We start from the raw sequence: 18366 nt of genomic DNA on the forward strand, positions 1-18366 counted from the left end.
GACAGTGGAACTACTACGCGGCGCGCTACGTACGTATGCCTGGGGATCGCGTACCGCTATCGCCGAATTCACCGGGCGGCCCGTACCGGCCATTCACCCCGAAGCTGAACTCTGGTTCGGCGCGCACCCGGGTGACCCAGCCTGGCTGGAGACGCCCGACGGCGAAACTTCGCTCCTGGACGCGCTCGTCGCCGACCCGGAGGGCCAACTCGGCACTGCAGCCCGGACCCGCTTCGGCGATGTACTTCCTTTTCTGGTGAAGGTGCTCGCCGCCGACGAACCGTTGTCGCTGCAGGCCCATCCGAGCGCCGAACAAGCGGTCGAGGGCTACCTGCGCGAGGAACGTCTGGGTATCCCGGTGAACTCGCCGGTGCGCAACTACCGCGACACCAGCCACAAACCGGAGCTGTTGGTGGCGCTGGAGCCGTTCGAAGCGTTGGCCGGTTTCCGTCAGGCCGCGCGCACCCGCGAGCTGTTGCAGGCGCTGGCCGTTTCCGATCTCGACCCGTTCATCGACTTGCTCACCGACGGGTCCGACGCCGACGGACTGCGTGCGCTGTTCACCACCTGGATCACTGCCCCCCAGCCGGACATCGACGTGCTGATTCCGGCCGTGTTAGACGGTGCGATTCAGTATGTCACTTCTGGCGCAACCGAATTCGCGGCAGAGGCCAAGACGGTGCTGGAGCTCGGTGAGCGGTACCCGGGTGACGCCGGCGTGCTTGCTGCCCTGCTGCTCAACCGCATCACCCTGGCCCCCGGTGAGGCGATCTTCTTGCCGGCCGGCAATCTGCACACCTATTTGCGCGGGTTCGCACTGGAAGTTATGGCCAACTCCGACAACGTTTTACGTGGTGGTCTCACCCCCAAGCACGTCGATGTGCCGGAGTTGTTGCGGGTGCTGGATTTCACCCCTACCCCCGAGTCGGCGCTGCGGGCACAGGTTCACCGCGAGGGTCTGGCGCTGATCTACGAGACCCCGACCGACGAGTTCGCGGCCGCCCTGCTGGAACTCGACGGCGATTCCCTCGGCCACGAGGTTGACGCGTCGACACGGCACGAAGGGCCGCAGATCCTGTTGTGCGCCGAGGGTTCCACGGTCGTGCACGCGAAGTCCGGTTCGCTCACGCTGGAACGCGGTGCGGCGGCGTGGGTGGCGGCCGATGACGGCCCGATCCGGTTGACCGCGCACGAACCGACCAAGTTGTTCAGGGCAACTGTAGGGCTCTGACGTCCCTGACAGTTCCGCCGCGCCTGGCTGCTCCGCCGCCCCTGCGCTGCGCGCGCTGCTCGTTTAGCCATAGTCGCATGTTGTGCACCACCGTGCGTCCGAATATCCGCGCGGGCGGCAGCATGTACAGGCTGTCGAGCAGGCTGAATCGGCGCAGAAACCATTCGGCGAGAACGGGATCCGTTTCGGCGGCGCCGAGGAACTGATCGAACAGGTTGCCCGCCGACCGCCACCAGCGCGGCTCCGGGTCGGCCTTGGCGTGGTGGAAGGTGACGTCGCCAATGGCGTTCATCATCCACACCGGAAAGGTCGTCTTGGCGGTGGCCCGGTTGAATTCGCGGGCCAGCTGAGCATCCGAACTCGCGCCCACGGCGGATTCCAACGCCCGGCGCAGGTGGCCCGCTTGCAGCGACGTCATCGTCATGCCCTGACCGAAGGTGGGATTGAAGCTCACGACCGCGTCACCGAACGGAATGATCCCGGCGGGGAAGCGCTCCAGCTTGTGATAGCGACGCCACTTACTGGCCGGGAACGCGTGGAATGCGGGTTTGCCAATCGGTTCGGCCTGGGCGAGCGCCTTGCCGAAGTAGTCCGGCAACAGCTCGTCGACGAGTGTCAGCATCTCTGAAAACGTCTGCGGCGGTTTGATATTCGCCACGCCGAAGGTGGTCAGCACCCACGTGCGGTCCTCGTAGAACAGCATGCCTAACCCCAGAGATTGATCATGGGAGGCGCCGTTGACCACGACCTTCTCTTGGATCAACCCGTCGGGCATGCGGAACGCGTGGGAGGCGTATTTGACGCCGATGCCCACCGTCGCTTCCTGGGCGGGCTGGTATCCCCACTGCTTGAGCCAGACCGGCAATCGGGTGCCGCGCCCCGCCGCGTCGACCACCAGATCGGCGGCGACGAACTCGGGGTCCGCATCGGGTTCGGGCGGATCGAGCAGCACGCCGGTCACCCGCTCCCGGGCCGGCTCGTACCGTGGCTCGAGTACCGAGCGCTGCAGGATCTCGACGTTTTTGATGTCGCGGACGCGCCGCCGCAATTGCCACTCGAGATGCGGCCGGCTCGGCACGTACGCGGTGAATTCGTCGCGCAGGGTGTGCCCGGTGCCCAGCACGTGGCCCGCGGCGCCGAGGTAGATGCAGTCCGGCCGGTTCTCCAACTTGACCACACCCGCGGCGACCATGTCGTCGAGCAGCCCAGGGAAGAGGCCCTCGAACTCGGTTGCCCCGCGGGCCATCAGCATGTGCAGATGCCGGTCCTGCGGCACCGCGGAGCGGCTGGCCGGTTCGCCGGGCAGGTCATCCCGCTCGAATACCGTCACCCGGGCGTAGAAATCCGACAGCACCCGTGCCGCGGACAATCCCGCGATGCTGGCGCCGATGACCACGGCATGTTCATGTTTGTCCTGCAAGTCCCCCTCCATTTCCGCAGGGTACCCAGTAACCTCCGGATCACAGCGCGACACAGACGAATAGGGGTGGGTGACATGGCCGGTCGTTGGCGCATGAAGTCAGTCGAGCAATCGATCGCCGACACCGACGAACCGGGCACTCGCCTGCGCAAAGACCTCACCTGGCGGGACCTGGTGGTTTTCGGTGTCTCGGTGGTGATCGGGGCGGGCATCTTCACCGTGACGGCATCGACCACCGGGGATATCACCGGCCCGGCGATCTGGGTCTCGTTCCTCATCGCGGCGGCGACGTGTGCGCTCGCTGCGCTTTGCTATGCCGAATTCGCCTCAACGCTGCCGGTGGCGGGCAGCGCCTACACCTTCTCCTACGCCACCTTCGGCGAATTCCTGGCCTGGGTCATCGGCTGGAATCTGGTCCTGGAGCTGGCCATCGGCGCCGCCGTCGTCGCCAAGGGGTGGTCGAGCTACCTGGGCACGGTATTCGGATTTGCCGGAGCCACCGCACATTTCAGGTCCTTCGACTTCGCATGGAACCTCGACTGGGGTGCGCTGCTGATCATCACCCTGGTTGCGGTGTTGTTGGCGTTGGGCACCAAGTTGTCGTCGCGGTTCTCCGCGGTGGTCACCACGATCAAGGTGTCGGTGGTCATCCTGGTCGTGGTCGTGGGCGCGTTCTACGTCAAGGCGTCGAACTACCGGCCGTTCATTCCCGAACCCGAGATCGGCGGCAGCGAGGGCGGTGGCCTCGACCAGTCGGTGTTGTCGATGCTGACCGGCGCCGGAAGCAGCCACTACGGCTGGTACGGCGTGCTGGCCGGCGCGTCGATCGTGTTCTTCGCGTTCATCGGTTTCGACATCGTGGCCACCATGGCGGAGGAGACCAAGGAACCGCAGCGCAATGTCCCGCGCGGAATCCTCGCCTCGCTCGGCGTGGTCACCGTGCTTTACGTGGCGGTGTCGATCGTGCTGTCCGGGATGGTGTCCTACACCGAACTCAAGACCGTCGACGGTCATTCGGCCAACCTGGCCACCGCGTTCAAGGCGAACGGCATCGACTGGGCCAGCGACATCATCTCGATCGGCGCGCTGGCCGGCCTGACCACCGTGGTGATGGTGCTGATGCTGGGTCAGTGCCGGGTGCTGTTCGCCATGTCCCGCGACGGCTTGCTGCCGAGATGGCTGGCCAAGACCGGCCGGCGGGGCACGCCGGTGCGCATCACCGTGCTGGTTGCGGTGGTGATCGCGGCGACGGCGTCGGTGTTCCCCATCGACAAGCTCGAGGAGATGGTCAACGTCGGCACGCTGTTCGCTTTCGTGCTGGTGTCGGCCGGCGTGATCGTGCTGCGTCGGACCCGGCCGGACCTGGAACGCGGGTTCAAAGCGCCGGGGGTGCCGCTGCTGCCCATCGCCTCGGTGGCCGCCTGCCTATGGCTGATGCTCAACCTGACCGCTCTGACCTGGGTCCGGTTCGCCGTCTGGCTGCTGCTGGGCACCGCGATCTACGCCGGCTACGGGCATCGCCACTCGGTGCTGGGGCGCCGCGTTGCCGGCACCCGTTCGACGACCTCGACAAAAGTGGACTCGGAGGACACTTCGTAGACACCAGAAGAAAATTTGGCCACTTCGTGTACAAAATACCTCTCTGTGTCTAGACAGGAGACGGGATAGTCGATATTGTCAACTTCCGAGAGTGGTGTGACTCACAAGGAGGTTTGGCATATGACCACACAATTCAGATCCGACTCGCCGGAGGTACCGGCGGCAGAGTGGCGCGACAAGAAGCGCCACCTGTGGCTGATGGGCCTGGTCGCGCCCACGGCGCTGTTCGTGATGCTGCCCGTCGTCTGGGGCATCAATCAGCTCGGGTGGCACACCGCGGCGCAGGTGCCGCTGTGGATCGGGCCGTTCCTGGTCTACATCCTGTTGCCGTTGCTTGACCTGCGGTTCGGTCCCGACGGGCAGAACCCGCCCGACGAGGTGATGGAGCGGCTGGAGAACGACAAGTACTACCGCTACTGCACCTACATCTACATCCCGTTCCAGTACGCCAGCGTGATCCTGGGCGCGTATCTGTTCACCGCGCCGAACCTCAGCTGGCTGGGCTTTGAGGGCGGTCTGGGCTGGCTGGGCAAGATCGGTCTGGCGCTCTCGGTCGGCGTGCTCGGTGGCGTCGGCATCAACACCGCCCACGAGATGGGCCACAAGAAGGAGTCGCTGGAGCGCTGGCTGTCCAAGATCACCCTGGCGCAGACCTGCTACGGCCACTTCTACGTCGAGCACAACCGCGGCCACCACGTGCGCGTCTCCACGCCCGAGGACCCCGCGTCGGCCCGCTTCGGCGAGACCTTCTGGGAGTTTCTGCCCCGCACCGTGATCGGCAGCGCGCGCTCTGCGTTCCACCTCGAAGCGCAGCGCATCCGTCGGACGGGCCGCAGCCCGTGGGACCCCCGCACCTACCTGGGCAACGACGTGCTCAACGCCTTCGCCATGTCAGTGGTGCTGTGGGGTGCGCTGATCGCCGTGTTCGGCGTCGGCCTGATCCCGTTCATCATCATCCAGGCGGTTTTCGGGTTCTGCCTGCTGGAAGCGGTCAACTACCTCGAGCACTACGGACTGCTGCGGCAGCAGAACGCTAACGGCCGCTACGAGCGCTGCGCCCCGGTGCACAGCTGGAACTCCGACCACATCGTCACCAACCTGTTCCTGTACCACCTGCAGCGGCACAGCGACCACCACGCCAACCCCACCCGGCGCTACCAGACGCTGCGCAGCATGGAGGGCGCGCCCAACCTGCCCAGTGGGTACGCATCGATGATCTCGCTGACCTACTTCCCGCCACTGTGGCGCAAGGTGATGGACCACCGGGTGCTCGAGCACTACGACGGCGACATCACCAAGGTCAATGTGCACCCCCGGTTGCGCAAGAAGCTGCTCGCCAAGTACGGCGCCCAGGAAGGCGGCCAGGAGGTTGCCGCGTGACCCAGAAGACGAGCAACGCCTATCAGTGCCCGGTCTGCGACTACGTCTACGACGAGGCCAAAGGCGATCCGAGAGAAGGCTTTCCAGCCGGCACGGGCTGGGATGAGATTCCCGAAGACTGGACCTGTCCGGACTGCGCCGTCCGCGAAAAGCCAGATTTCGAAAGGATAGGAGGAAACAAGTGAGCGACTACAAACTCTTCCAATGCGTCCAGTGCGGCTTTGAGTACGACGAGGCGCTGGGCTGGCCTGAAGACGGCATACCTCCCGGGACCCGCTGGGCCGACATCCCCGAGGATTGGAGCTGCCCGGACTGCGGCGCGGGAAAAGGCGACTTCGCGATGGTGGAGGTGGCACGGAGTTGAGCACTATTGTCGCGCCTGTGAAGCGCATTCCCTACGCCGAAGCGTCACGTGCCCTGCTCCGTGACTCGGTCCTGGATGCGATGCGGGATCTGCTGCTGACCCGGGACTGGTCTGCGATCACCCTGTCTGACGTCGCCCGTGCCGCGGGCATCAGCCGGCAGACCATCTACAACGAGTTCGGCTCCCGCCAGGGTCTGGCGCAGGGCTACGCCTTGCGACTGGCCGACCGCTTGGTCGACGCGGTCCACGCGTCGCTGGAGGCCAACGTCGGGAACATCTACCAATCGTTCCTGCAGGGTTTCCGCACCTTCTTCACAGAGACGGCCGCGGACCCACTGGTGGTCTCGTTGCTGACCGGCGTCGCCAAGCCCGATCTGCTGCAACTGATCACCACCGACAGCGCGCCGATCATCAACCGTGCTTCGGAGCGACTGGCTACGGCATTCACCCAAACCTGGGTTGCCACCAGCGATGATGACGCCAACGTGTTGTCGCGGGCGATCGTTCGGATCTGCCTGAGCTATGTGTCGATGCCACCGGAAGCCGACCACGACGTGGCGGCGGACCTGGCCCGGCTGCTGACCCCGTTTGCCGAGCGGCACGGGGTGAACATCGTTCCGTAGAAATCAGACAGTCCCCTGACCAGGGGGCCTAGGGCCGGGCGGCTACAGTGGGCGGAGGACGAGACCTCGGCTAAAGTAGCCGCCCGGCTCTTTCACGAGCCCGGAGTTAGCCCCCTTGAGTAAGGAAAACACGCTATGACCACGCTCGAAAATTCGCTAACCGCAGATGTTCGGAATGGCATCGACTTCAAGATTGCCGATCTGTCGTTGGCGGAATTCGGTCGTAAGGAACTGCGGATCGCCGAGCACGAGATGCCCGGACTGATGTCGCTGCGGCGTGAGTACGCCGACGTGCAACCGCTGAAGGGTGCCCGGATCTCGGGTTCGCTGCACATGACCGTGCAGACCGCGGTGCTGATCGAGACCCTCGTCGCGCTCGGCGCCGAGGTGCGCTGGGCGTCCTGCAACATCTTCTCCACCCAGGACCACGCGGCGGCCGCCGTCGTGGTCGGGCCGTACGGCACCCCCGAGGAGCCCAAGGGCGTCCCGGTGTTCGCATGGAAGGGTGAGACGCTCGAGGAGTACTGGTGGTGCGCCGAGCAGATGCTCACCTGGCCGGACCCGGACAAGCCGGCCAACATGATCCTGGACGACGGCGGTGACGCCACCATGCTGGTGCTGCGCGGCATGCAGTACGAGAAGGCAGGCGTGGTGCCGCCCGCCGAGGACGACGACCCGGCCGAGTGGAAGGTCTTCCTGAACCTGCTGCGCAAGCGCTTCGAGACCGACAAGGGCAAGTGGACCAAGATCGCCGGGTCCGTCAAGGGCGTCACCGAGGAGACCACCACCGGCGTGCTGCGCTTGTACCAGTTCGCCGCTGCGGGCGACCTGGCTTTCCCGGCGATCAACGTCAACGACTCGGTCACCAAGTCCAAGTTCGACAACAAGTACGGCACCCGGCACTCGCTGATCGACGGCATCAACCGGGGCACCGACGCGCTGATCGGCGGCAAGAACGTCCTGATCTGCGGTTACGGTGACGTCGGCAAGGGCTGCGCGGAGGCCGCGAAGGGCCAGGGCGCGCGCGTGAGCGTCACCGAGATCGACCCGATCAACGCGTTGCAGGCCCTGATGGAGGGCTTCGACGTGGTGACGGTCGAGGAGGCCATCGCCGATGCGGACATCGTCGTGACCGCCACCGGTAACAAGGACATCATCACGCTGGAGCACATGAAGGCGATGAAGGACCACGCCATCCTGGGCAACATCGGCCACTTCGACAACGAGATCGACATCGCCGCGCTGGAGCGTTCCGGGGCCACCCGCACCAACATCAAGCCGCAGGTCGACCTGTGGACCTTCAACGACACCGGTCGCTCGATCATCGTGCTGTCCGAGGGCCGGCTGCTGAACCTGGGCAACGCCACCGGGCACCCGTCGTTCGTGATGAGCAACAGCTTCGCCAACCAGACGATCGCCCAGATCGAGTTGTGGACGAAGAACGACGAGTACGACAACGAGGTGTACCGGCTGCCCAAGCACCTCGACGAGAAGGTGGCCCGCATCCACGTCGAGGCGCTCGGCGGCAAGCTGACCAAGCTGACCAAGGACCAGGCCGAATACCTCGGTGTCGACGTCGAGGGCCCCTACAAGCCCGACCACTACCGCTACTGATCCAGCCTCGCTACTGATCCAGCCTCGCCGGCTGATTCAGCCTCGCCGCCGAGCGTCACGTCAGCGTGGCGCTGGGCGCCGAGTGTCACGTCAGCGTGACGTTCGAACCCCTCGATAGGCTCGCCCGGTGCTGATCGCCATCGAAGGGGTCGACGGTTCGGGTAAGCGGACGTTGACCGAGGGGTTGAAGGCCGCCTTCGAGGCGGCCGGCAAGTCCGTCACGACGCTCGCGTTCCCGCGCTACGGCAGATCCGTGACGGCTGACGTCGCCGCGGAGGCGCTGCATGGCCAGCACGGTGACCTCGCCACGTCGGTGTATGCGATGGCCATGCTGTTCGCGCTGGACCGGGCCGGCGCGGTCGAGGAGATCGTGCGGTTGCAGCGCGACTACGACGTGGTGATCCTGGACCGCTACGTTGCCTCCAACGCCGCCTACAGCGCCGCCCGTCTGCATCAGAACATGACGGGGGAGGCGGTGTCGTGGGTGCAGCAGATGGAATACCAGCGTCTGGGTCTGCCCGCGCCGGACTGGCAGGTGCTGCTGGCCGTCCCGGTCGAGTTGGCCAAGCAACGGGCGCGTAGCCGCGCCGAAAGCGACCCGGGTCGTGCGCGCGACAGCTACGAGCGCGACGACGGACTGCAGCTGCGCACCGGTGAGGTGTACCGAGAACTGGCCGACGCCGGGTGGGGCGGACGTTGGCTGGTGGTCGACGCGGACGTCGATCCGAAGGGTCTGGCGGCCCGATTGGCGGGCGTTTCGGGCAGTTAGATGCCGATTTGTTATGGATTTGGCCTTATCAACCAAGAAACGCCCGTGGGATAGCCCAGATTTGTCCCGAACTGATGACACCATGGACAGCATGAGGCAAAGGATTTTGGTCGTCGATGACGACGCTTCGCTCGCCGAGATGCTCACCATCGTGCTTCGTGGGGAGGGTTTCGACACTGCGGTCATCGGTGACGGTACCCAGGCCCTGACCGCGGTGCGCGAGCTGCGCCCCGATCTGGTGCTGTTGGACCTGATGTTGCCCGGCATGAACGGCATCGACGTGTGCCGAGTCTTGCGCGCCGATTCCGGTGTTCCGATCGTGATGCTGACCGCCAAGACCGACACCGTGGATGTGGTGCTGGGCCTGGAGTCGGGCGCCGACGACTACATCATGAAGCCGTTCAAGCCGAAGGAGCTGGTCGCGCGGGTGCGTGCCCGGCTGCGCCGGAACGACGACGAACCGGCCGAGATGCTGTCGATCGCCGATGTCGACATTGACGTGCCGGCGCACAAGGTCACCCGCAACGGCGAGCAGATCTCGCTGACGCCGTTGGAGTTCGACCTGCTCGTCGCGTTGGCGCGCAAACCGCGCCAGGTGTTTACTCGTGATGTGCTGCTCGAACAGGTGTGGGGATACCGGCACCCGGCGGACACCCGCCTGGTGAACGTGCACGTCCAGCGTCTGCGGGCCAAGGTCGAAAAAGACCCCGAGAACCCGACTGTGGTTCTGACCGTTCGAGGAGTGGGATACAAGGCCGGACCTCCGTGATATCCGGGGTTTCCGGCGTTAGTGCAGAAAGGCGCCGGTGATCTGGGGCTCGCGGCGACGAACACGCAGTCGTTGGGGGCGTTCCGGGCCCATGACGCGGGGTCTGGGTGCGTTAAGTCGCATCGTTAGTGTTGCTTGGCGCCGCTCGCTGCAATTGCGAGTCGTCGCGCTAACCCTTGGGATGTCGTTGGCGGTCATCCTCGCCCTCGGCTTCGTGCTGACCAGCCAGGTCACCAACCGGGTCCTCGACGTCAAAGTGCGGGCCGCGATCGACCAGATCGAGCGGGCGCGCAACACCGTGAGCGGCATCGTCAACGGTGAAGAGACCCGCTCGCTGGACAGCAGCCTGCAGCTCGCGCGCAATACGCTGACGTCGAAAACAGATCCCGCCTCCGGCGCCGGCCTGGCCGGTGCCTTCGACGCGGTGCTGATGGTGCCGGGTGACGGTCCCCGCGCGGCGTCCAGCGCCGGGCCCGTCGACCAGGTTCCCAATGCACTGCGCGGGTTCGTCAAGGCCGGGCAGGCCGCCTACCAGTACGCGACGGTGCGAACCGAGGGCTTCGACGGTCCCGCGCTGATCGTCGGCAGCCCGACGTCGTCGCAGGTGGCCAACCTGGAGCTGTACCTGATCTTCCCGCTGGCCAACGAACAGGCCACCATCACGCTGGTGCGCGGCACCATGGCCACCGGCGGTCTGGTGCTGCTGGTCCTGCTGGCCGGGATCGCGCTGCTGGTGTCGCGTCAGGTGGTGAACCCGGTGCGGTCGGCGTCGCGGATCGCCGAGCGGTTCGCCGAGGGGCATCTGTCCGAACGCATGCCGGTGCGCGGTGAAGACGACATGGCCCGACTCGCGGTGTCGTTCAACGACATGGCCGAGAGCCTGTCGCGGCAGATCACCCAGCTCGAGGAGTTCGGCAACCTGCAACGCCGCTTCACCTCCGACGTCAGCCACGAACTGCGCACGCCGTTGACCACCGTGCGCATGGCTGCCGACCTGATCTACGACCACAGCGCCGACCTGGACCCGGCGCTGCGCCGCTCCACCGAGCTGATGGTGAACGAGCTCGATCGCTTTGAGACGCTGCTCAACGACCTGCTCGAGATTTCCCGGCACGATGCCGGTGTGGCCGAATTGTCCGTCGAGGCAGTCGATTTGCGCGCCACGGTCAAGAGCGCGCTGGGTAACGTCGGCCACCTGGCAGAGGACGCCAAGATCGAGTTGCAGGTCTTCATGCCGGAGGAAGAGGTGATCGCAGAGGTCGACCCGCGGCGGGTCGAGCGCATCCTGCGCAACCTGATCGCCAACGCCATCGACCACGCCGAGCACAAGCCGGTGCAGATCCGGATGGCTTACGACGAGGACACCGTCGCGGTCACCGTGCGCGACTTCGGTGTCGGGCTGCGGCCGGGCGAGGAGAAGTTGGTGTTCAGCCGATTCTGGCGGTCAGACCCGTCGCGGGTGCGTCGCTCCGGCGGCACCGGACTGGGTTTGGCGATCAGTGTCGAGGACGCGCGGTTGCACCAGGGCCGGCTGGAAGCCTGGGGCGAGCCCGGCGAGGGCGCCTGCTTCCGGCTCACGCTGCCGTTGGTGCGCGGCCACAAGGTGACCACCAGCCCGTTGCCCATGAAACCGGTCCCAGCACCGCCGCAATCGGGTCCCCAGCCGGTGGTCTCGCCGTCGTCGCAACCCAGTGCGCAGGACCACGCGGAGCGGCAACGCCAGCGCGAGCACGCCGACTGGAGAGGATGATGAAGCGGCTAAGGGCCATCTTGGCGCTGATGTCCACGGTGCTATTGCTCGCCGGGTGTGCCAGCGTGCCCAGCTCGTCGGCCCCGCAAGCCATTGGCACCGTGGAGCGGCCCGCGCCGTCGAACCTGCCCAAGCCGACCCCCGGCATGGATCCCGACGTGCTGCTGCGCGAGTTCCTCAAAGCCACCGCCGACCCGGCCAACCGCCACCTCGCGGCACGTCAGTTCCTCACCCAGAAGGCCTCTAATTCCTGGGACGACGGCGGTAGCGCGCTGCTGATCGACCACGTCGTGTTCGTGGAAACCCGTGGCGCGGAAAAGGTTACGGCGAACATGCGGGCGGACATCCTCGGCTCGCTGTCCGACATGGGGGTGTTCGAGACCGCCGAAGGCCAACTGCCGGACCCGGGACCGATCGAGTTGATCAAGACCTCGGGCGGCTGGCGCATCGACCGCCTGCCCAACGGTGTCTTCCTGGACTGGCAGCAGTTCCAGGCCACCTACAAACGCAACACGCTGTACTTCGCCGATCCCACCGGTAAGACCGTGGTGCCCGATCCGCGCTACGTCGCGGTGTCCGATCACGACCAGCTGGCGACCGAACTCGTCTCCAAGTTGCTGGCCGGTCAACGTCCCGAGATGGCGCACACGGTACGCAATCTGCTTTCGCCGCCGCTGCGGCTGCGGGGTCCGGTGACTCGGGCCGACGGCGGCAAGAACGGCATCGGCAAGGGGTACGGCGGCGCGCGCATCGAACTCGAAAAGCTGACCACCACCGACCCGCACAGCAGACAACTCCTTGCCGCACAGATCATTTGGACGTTGGCCCGGGCCGATATCAGAGGACCGTACGTCATCAACGCCGACGGCGCCCCGCTTGACGACAGGTTCGCGCAGGGATGGAACACCTCGGACGTCGCCGCAACCGACCCCGGCGTGGCCGACGGCGCGGGTGCCGGGCTGCACGCGCTGGTCGGCGGGTCGCTGGTCGGGCTGGACGGGCAGCACATCGCCCCCGTGCCTGGAGCGTTCGGGCACATGGGCGACCAGACCGCCGCCGCGTTGTCACGCAATGGGCGGCAGGTGGCGTCGGTGGTGACGCTGCGACGCGGTGCCCCGGACATGGCCGCGTCGTTGTGGATCGGCGATCTTGGCGGCGAGGCGGCGCAATCCGCGGACGGGCACAATCTGTCGCGGCCCAGTTGGTCGCTGGACGACGCGGTGTGGGTCGTGGTGGACACGAACAACGTCCTGCGCGCGATACAGGAACCCGCGTCGGGACAACCCGCGCGGATTCCGGTGGATTCCACCGCGGTGACTGCCCGTTTCCCGGGGGCGATCAGCGAGCTGCAGCTGTCCCGTGACGGGACGCGGGCCGCGATGGTCATCGAGGGCCAGGTGATTCTCGCGGGGGTGGAACAGACTCAGGCCGGCCAGTTCGCGTTGACCTATCCGCGCCGGCTGGGATTCGGGTTGGGCACATCGGTGGTGTCGTTGTACTGGCGTACTGGTGACGACATCGTGGTGACCCGTAACGACGCCACCCATCCGGTGTCCTACGTCAACCTCGACGGGGTCAATTCCGATGCTCCGTCGCACAACTTGCAGATTCCGCTGTTCGCGATCGCGGCCAACCCGTCGACCGTGTACGTCGCGGGACCCCAAGGGGTGCTGATGTATTCGGCGTCGGCGGCCGAGGGCCAGCAGGGCTGGTTGGAGGTACCCGGGCTGATGGTGCCCGGGGCCGCGCCGGTGTTGCCGGGATAACGCGGCTGACACAGCACCGTCATCGTCGGTGCAGCCGAACTTTCCTAGTGTGAGCCTGGCGCGTCGGGCTACTCTCGCATTTGAGGAGGCGCTTGGCATGTCGCCGAAAGTTCCCCGGTTGCGGTGGGATGACCCGTTGCGCGCATTGGATTTCCTTGGGTCGTTGTGGTCGTCGAGCGGTTTGCAGTCGGTGAGCGACGGCGCAGCTCAGGCGGCCAAGGTGCCCTACCGCACGTTGTTCGTGACGTTGCAGCAGTTGCTCATCGGCACGGAAGTCACGGTCCGGATGGGCGACCGCGACGTGCAGCTGACGGTGACGGAGTTGGCATCGGAGCTGGAACCACAAGGCTTGGCCATCGGTCAGCTCGGTGAGGTGCGGGTGGCGGCGTGCAACATCAGATGGGATAACCACCACCTGCAGCGTGCCGTCGCGGTCCTGCAAAATGTCCACATTCGACCGGGCATGCCGCCGATGGTGGTCGCGGCGCCGGTTCAACTGTCGTCGGCGGTGCCCGCCAACACCTTCGATGAAGCGCTGCGGTTGGCGGCGCCGCGACTGCGGGGGGAGTTGCGCGAGGATGGGACCGCCCGCCTGCGCTGGGCTCGTCAACCCCGTTGGGGCGGCGTGGAAGTCGACGTCGACGTGGTGGGGAGCAACTTGTGGTTGCGGCCGCTGGCGGTGGTCGTCGGGAAGCGGCGCTGGACGTTGCCGGCCCGGTTACCGGCCTACCAGGTGCCGCTGCCTGAACTGCCGCACGGCTTGCTGATCACCGACGTCAGCCTTGGGGCGGACACCTTGCAGGTATCCGCCGTCCTGCCGGAGTGGCGAACCGAGTTTCCGCTCAAACACTTGGAGAACCTGATCACCCGGTTGAGCCAAGGCGCGCTCAGTTTCACCTGGCCGTCGTCGCTCTGGGGTTGACTCTGCGTCCTGGGCGGGGGGCTTTGGCGTTGACTTTGCGTCCTGGGCGAGGAAGTGCGAGTAACCCCCGCCCTCAGCGCAGTCTCAACACCCGCTGCCACCCCGCCCGCCGCCGCCATGTGTTGACTCTGCGTCCTGGGCGAGGAAGTGCGAGTAACTCCCGCCCTCAGCGCAGTCTCAACACCCGCTGCCACCCCGCCCGCCGCCGCCATGCGTTGACTCTGCGTCCTGGGCGAGGAAGTGCGAGTAACCCCCGCACTCAGCGCAGTCTCAACACCCGCGCGTGGGGCTTTGGTGTTGACTCTGCGTCCTGGGCGAGGAAGTGCGAGTAACCCCCGCCCTCAGCGCAGTGTCAACGGTCGCGGGGGTGGGGCAGTGTCAACCCCGTGAAAAGTGGCCTAAAACCCCGTCAAGTCACCGTTCGACAACCCTGCAGTCACGACGTGGCTGGCACACAGTATCGGTTCGGCAACCAATTTCCGCTGGTCTAGAAAGGGATTCGGGTGCAGAGATACCGTTCCGATTGTCGAGTGAATCGCGTAGGCGAGTGAATGAAGGAGCGGGCGTTGAAGATCTCGGATCGACGCAGCATTGGGATGATGGTTGGCACTGGGTTGTGCGGCGCTGTGATGGCGTGCGCTCCGTTAGCGGCAGCCGCTCCGCTGCCCACCGGTGGTCCGACGTGTGCTTACGGCGCCGTCGGCCCGGCTATGGGCGCTGCGGGGCCAATCGGCGCCGCCGCAGCACCGGTGGTGCTGCCCGGGCCGGTGCCGGTGGTGCCCGTCGCGCCCGTACCGCCTGTGCCGGTCGTGCCGCCGGTTCCCGTTGTTCCGGTCGTACCGGCTGGCGCCGGCGCTGGCGCTGCCGGCGGAGCCGGCCCAGCTGGCGTGCCGATAACGGCTGCGGGTGGTAGTGGCAAGGGTGCGCCGACTAGTGGGCCGTCACTGGCCAGCGATCCGGTCGTGCTACCAGGCCCGGCACCCGAGCCGACGCCGCCCATTCCGGCCGTCTTGGCGGGAGCTTCGGGGGCGATGCCGGGTTGCGTCGGCGCCCCGGCGCCACTGGCACCGCACTAAGCAGCAGGGCACTAAGCAGCAGGGCACTAAGCAGCAGGACACTAGGCAACGGGGTCAGCCTTCTTGACTGGGTCCGCTTCCTTGATCTGCTGATCGATGGGAACTCCTTCCTTGACGATGATGGGGTCGCCGATGTTGGCGGTGTCGAAGTACCACTCGGCATCGGCGATGCCCAGGCTGATGCAGCCGTGGCTGACGTTCTCCAAACCCAGTGATGGGACTGCCCAAGGAGCCGAGTGCACGTAGAGCCCGCTATTGCTGAAACGGACCGCATAGTCCACCGTGATGCGATAACCGTCAGGGTCGTTGACGGGAATGCCGACGGTGCTTGAATCCATGACCACTGAGCGGTCCTTGGCCAGCACTCGGTACGTGCCCACCGGCGTCGGGAATTCCGGCCTACCCATGGACGCCGGCATCACGCCGGACTCGCCGAAGTGCGGGCGATGGTGTGGTGCGGGCAGGGGAGGAGGTGGTTGAGAGTCGTCTCCGTCGATAGTGACGGTGAACGTGTGATTTGAGATGTCAGCGACGCCAACGACTTTCGGGCCCGTCTTGAAGTCGGTGCGCATCCCGCCGACCGACAGCGCCACCGCGCGGTGCGCCGGCCAGTAGCGGTTGGGCACCCACTGCACGACGTTGTTGTCAAGCCACTCGTAGCTGCCGGTCATCGCCGGGACCGAGTGGATGGCCAGTGAGCGCTCGGCCGCCTGGCGATTGGCGACGGAGCCGGCGAAGGTCACGATGACCGGATGCGCGACACCCACCACCGAGCCGCGCGCCGGTGCAATTGCGGCGATGGGCGGGTAGTCAGTCGCTGTACGAGACGCCGTGAGCACGACGTCGGCGCGGTCTGCGATAAGTGCTGAGGCGACGCCGATCACGACTACCAGAGATCGAATCGCCGCCCGCATGACTCCCTCAACACCCTTTCCGTTTCTGGATTGACCGCATCGATGGTTGAGCGTACGGGCGGTATCACGAATGAATGTCCAAGCGCGCCTTGGCATGTCGGTCAAGTTTTGGTCACGAGTCGGTCGCTGTTGATTGCGGTTCGGTGTCAGCCCGGCACACCACAATGGCTATGTGCTCGATCTGATACTGCCTTTGGAGTGCGGCGGCTGCGGCTTACCGGGAACGCGATGGTGTGCGGCCTGTGCCGCTGAACTGGTCGTGAGACCCGACCAACCGCACCTGGTGAGCCCGCGCGCAGACCCGCAGGTCCCGGTGTTCGCGCTCGGCCGCTATGTGGGCGCCCGGCGTCAGGCATTGCTGGCGATGAAAGAGCACGGGCGCAGCGACTTGGTGGCGCCCATGGCGCGTGCGCTAGCCGTTGGCGTCCACCGACTGCTGTGTTGGGGCATGGTCGAGGCGCCGCTCACGATGGTTCCGGCACCCACCCGGCGATCGGCGGCCCGGCGGCGCGGGGGCGATCCCGTCACCAGAATGGCCGAGGCCGCGGTGGCCGGCAGGCCGGACATCAGTGTGGTGCGCGCACTGCGGATGAAGGCCTTCGCCCGCGACTCGGTCGGGCTCGGCACCTCGGACCGCGAACGCAACATCGCCAACCGGGTCGTCTTCCGCACCAAACACCGACCGCGCGACGAGGTCGTACTCGTCGACGACATCGTCACCACCGGCGCCACCGCGCGCGAGTCGGTTCGGGTTCTGCTGCACGCCGGCGTGCGCGTCGCGGCGGTGCTGACGATCGCTGCGGCGTGAAAGACATGAGTACGTGAAGAACCAGAAACAGGTAGCAGAATTTGGTGGCACGGTTGGGCAAACTAGGGCTAACGTCGTGGAAAAGCGGCACCCGCAGCAGGAGGTGAGAATTCGACATCTTGCTCCGGCGGGCAGCCTGCGGCGGTGGCCATTTCTCAATCCGCTACACCCTCGTCGGAGCGCTTAACGAATTGCCCCGCACGCAGGGCGCGTGCGTTACGAGAAAAAGAAACGAGTTGTCACGTATGTCAAGATCTACCGCGGACTCCACTGAGGTTCTCGACACGGCTGACGAACAGGCTCAACCGTCGTCGCAGGCCGAGATCGTCTTCAAGGGCCGCAACGTCGAGATCCCCGACCACTTCCGCATCTACGTTTCGCAAAAGCTCGCGCGGTGCGAGCGATTCGACAAGACCATCTACTTGTTCGACGTCGAGCTCGACCACGAACGCAACCGTCGCCAACGCAAGGCTTGCCAGCGTGTGGAGATCACCGCTCGCGGCCGTGGGCCCGTCGTCCGGGGTGAGGCCTGCGCCGACAGCTTCTACGCCGCCCTCGAGGCCGCGGTCGACAAACTAGAGAATCGACTGCGCCGCGGCAAGGACCGCCGCAAGGTGCACTACGGCGACAAGACCCCGGTATCGGTGGCCGAGGCCACCGCCTCGATACCCGCGCCGGAGGTCGTGGAGAAGGCCTTCAACGGCACAGTCACCGAGACACACGAGCACGCTCCCGCCGTCGAGGAATTTGTCGAGGACCACGAGCCCGGTCGGATCGTTCGGATCAAGGAACACCCCGCCAAGCCGATGTCGGTCGACGACGCGCTGTACGAAATGGAGCTGGTTGGCCACGACTTCTTCCTGTTCTTGGACAAGGAGACCGACAAGCCGTCCGTGGTGTACCGGCGACGCGGCTACGACTATGGCTTAATTCGACTGGCCTGATCCGCTCCGGCCTGACGATCAGGGGCTTGCACCTCTTCGTCGCCTGCGGCAGAGGGCGCGACCCGCTGCGCCCGGCTTCGCCGCGCTGGCGATCGCGCCTACGACAGAGGGCGCGACCCGCTGCGCCAGGCTTCGCCGCGCTGGCGATCGCGCCTACGACAGAGGGCGCGACCCGCTGCGCCAGGCTTCGCCGCGGCGGCGATCGCGCCTACGACAGCGGGCGCGACCCGCTGCGCCCGGCTTCGCCGCGCTGGCGATCGCGCCTACGACAGAGGGCGCGACCCGCTGCGCCCGGCTTCGCCGCGCTGGCGATCGCGCCTACGACAGAGGGCGCGACCCGCTGCGCCCGGCTTCGCCGCGCTGGCGATCGCGCCTACGACAGAGGGCGCGACCCGCTGCGCCCGGCTTCGCCGCGCT

General features: G+C 66.2%; 17 protein-coding genes. 15 read left to right on the forward strand and 2 right to left on the reverse strand.

What is annotated here, in order from left to right:
• Positions 1 to 4: 4 nt before the first annotated feature.
• Entirely contained in the window at positions 5 to 1231 is a 1227-nt protein-coding gene (gene manA / locus G6N68_RS04750) for a mannose-6-phosphate isomerase, class I (RefSeq protein ID WP_163708531.1), read from the forward strand.
• Here manA and G6N68_RS04755 read toward each other — a convergent pair.
• A complete protein-coding gene (locus G6N68_RS04755; RefSeq protein ID WP_240355670.1) occupies positions 1209 to 2627 on the reverse strand; it encodes an NAD(P)/FAD-dependent oxidoreductase in 1419 nt (472 codons plus the stop codon). The genes manA and G6N68_RS04755 overlap by 23 nt on opposite strands.
• A gap of 99 nt (positions 2628 to 2726) precedes the next feature.
• Here G6N68_RS04755 and G6N68_RS04760 point away from each other — a divergent pair, with 99 nt between their 5' ends.
• The 12 genes from G6N68_RS04760 (at position 2727) to G6N68_RS04815 (ending at position 15283) form a co-directional block, all read left to right on the forward strand.
• Complete coding sequence (locus G6N68_RS04760; protein WP_163708533.1) at positions 2727 to 4250, forward strand: APC family permease; 1524 nt, start codon at positions 2727 to 2729, stop codon at positions 4248 to 4250.
• A gap of 120 nt (positions 4251 to 4370) precedes the next feature.
• Positions 4371 to 5630 (forward strand): alkane 1-monooxygenase, encoded by a 1260-nt coding sequence (locus tag G6N68_RS04765; protein ID WP_163708535.1) that lies wholly within the window; start codon positions 4371 to 4373, stop codon positions 5628 to 5630.
• Positions 5627 to 5815: a rubredoxin gene (locus tag G6N68_RS04770; RefSeq protein ID WP_163708537.1), complete on the forward strand. Its 189-nt coding sequence runs from the start codon at positions 5627 to 5629 to the stop codon at positions 5813 to 5815. The genes G6N68_RS04765 and G6N68_RS04770 overlap by 4 nt, the downstream gene beginning before the upstream one ends.
• Positions 5812 to 5994 (forward strand): rubredoxin, encoded by a 183-nt coding sequence (locus tag G6N68_RS04775; protein ID WP_163708539.1) that lies wholly within the window; start codon positions 5812 to 5814, stop codon positions 5992 to 5994. The genes G6N68_RS04770 and G6N68_RS04775 overlap by 4 nt, the downstream gene beginning before the upstream one ends.
• 17 nt (positions 5995 to 6011) lie before the next feature.
• Complete coding sequence (alkX, locus tag G6N68_RS04780) at positions 6012 to 6617, forward strand: TetR family transcriptional regulator AlkX (protein ID WP_371871536.1); 606 nt, start codon at positions 6012 to 6014, stop codon at positions 6615 to 6617.
• 135 nt (positions 6618 to 6752) lie between these two features.
• Positions 6753 to 8231, forward strand: a complete 1479-nt coding sequence (gene ahcY, locus G6N68_RS04785) for an adenosylhomocysteinase (protein ID WP_163708546.1) — start codon at positions 6753 to 6755, stop codon at positions 8229 to 8231.
• Positions 8232 to 8358: 127 nt separating this feature from the next.
• The gene (locus tag G6N68_RS04790) at positions 8359 to 9000 is read left to right on the forward strand and encodes a dTMP kinase (RefSeq protein ID WP_163708549.1); all 642 of its coding nucleotides are present in this window, start codon (positions 8359 to 8361) and stop codon (positions 8998 to 9000) included.
• A gap of 82 nt (positions 9001 to 9082) precedes the next feature.
• The gene (gene mtrA, locus G6N68_RS04795) at positions 9083 to 9769 is read left to right on the forward strand and encodes a two-component system response regulator MtrA (protein ID WP_055576516.1); all 687 of its coding nucleotides are present in this window, start codon (positions 9083 to 9085) and stop codon (positions 9767 to 9769) included.
• A 37-nt stretch (positions 9770 to 9806) separates the two neighbouring features.
• A complete protein-coding gene (gene mtrB / locus G6N68_RS04800; protein WP_163708552.1) occupies positions 9807 to 11519 on the forward strand; it encodes an MtrAB system histidine kinase MtrB in 1713 nt (570 codons plus the stop codon).
• A complete protein-coding gene (gene lpqB, locus G6N68_RS04805) occupies positions 11519 to 13285 on the forward strand; it encodes an MtrAB system accessory lipoprotein LpqB (RefSeq protein ID WP_371871537.1) in 1767 nt (588 codons plus the stop codon). Before mtrB ends, lpqB begins: the two co-directional genes overlap by 1 nt.
• 97 nt (positions 13286 to 13382) lie before the next feature.
• Entirely contained in the window at positions 13383 to 14207 is an 825-nt protein-coding gene (locus G6N68_RS04810) for a hypothetical protein (RefSeq protein WP_163708558.1), read from the forward strand.
• Between the two features lie 566 nt (positions 14208 to 14773).
• A complete protein-coding gene (locus G6N68_RS04815; protein WP_163706406.1) occupies positions 14774 to 15283 on the forward strand; it encodes a hypothetical protein in 510 nt (169 codons plus the stop codon).
• 41 nt (positions 15284 to 15324) lie between these two features.
• Here G6N68_RS04815 and G6N68_RS04820 read toward each other — a convergent pair whose 3' ends face one another.
• Entirely contained in the window at positions 15325 to 16197 is an 873-nt protein-coding gene (locus tag G6N68_RS04820) for a L,D-transpeptidase (protein ID WP_163708561.1), read from the reverse strand.
• A gap of 172 nt (positions 16198 to 16369) precedes the next feature.
• Here G6N68_RS04820 and G6N68_RS04825 point away from each other — a divergent pair, with 172 nt between their 5' ends.
• A complete protein-coding gene (locus G6N68_RS04825) occupies positions 16370 to 17005 on the forward strand; it encodes a ComF family protein (RefSeq protein WP_163708564.1) in 636 nt (211 codons plus the stop codon).
• 245 nt (positions 17006 to 17250) lie between these two features.
• Positions 17251 to 17949, forward strand: coding sequence for a ribosome hibernation-promoting factor, HPF/YfiA family (hpf, locus tag G6N68_RS04830; protein WP_163708566.1), 699 nt, complete (start codon positions 17251 to 17253; stop codon positions 17947 to 17949).
• The last annotated feature ends 417 nt before the right edge of the window (positions 17950 to 18366 follow it).

Source organism: Mycobacterium bourgelatii (genome assembly GCF_010723575.1).
In the GTDB taxonomy this organism is placed as follows: domain Bacteria; phylum Actinomycetota; class Actinomycetes; order Mycobacteriales; family Mycobacteriaceae; genus Mycobacterium; species Mycobacterium bourgelatii.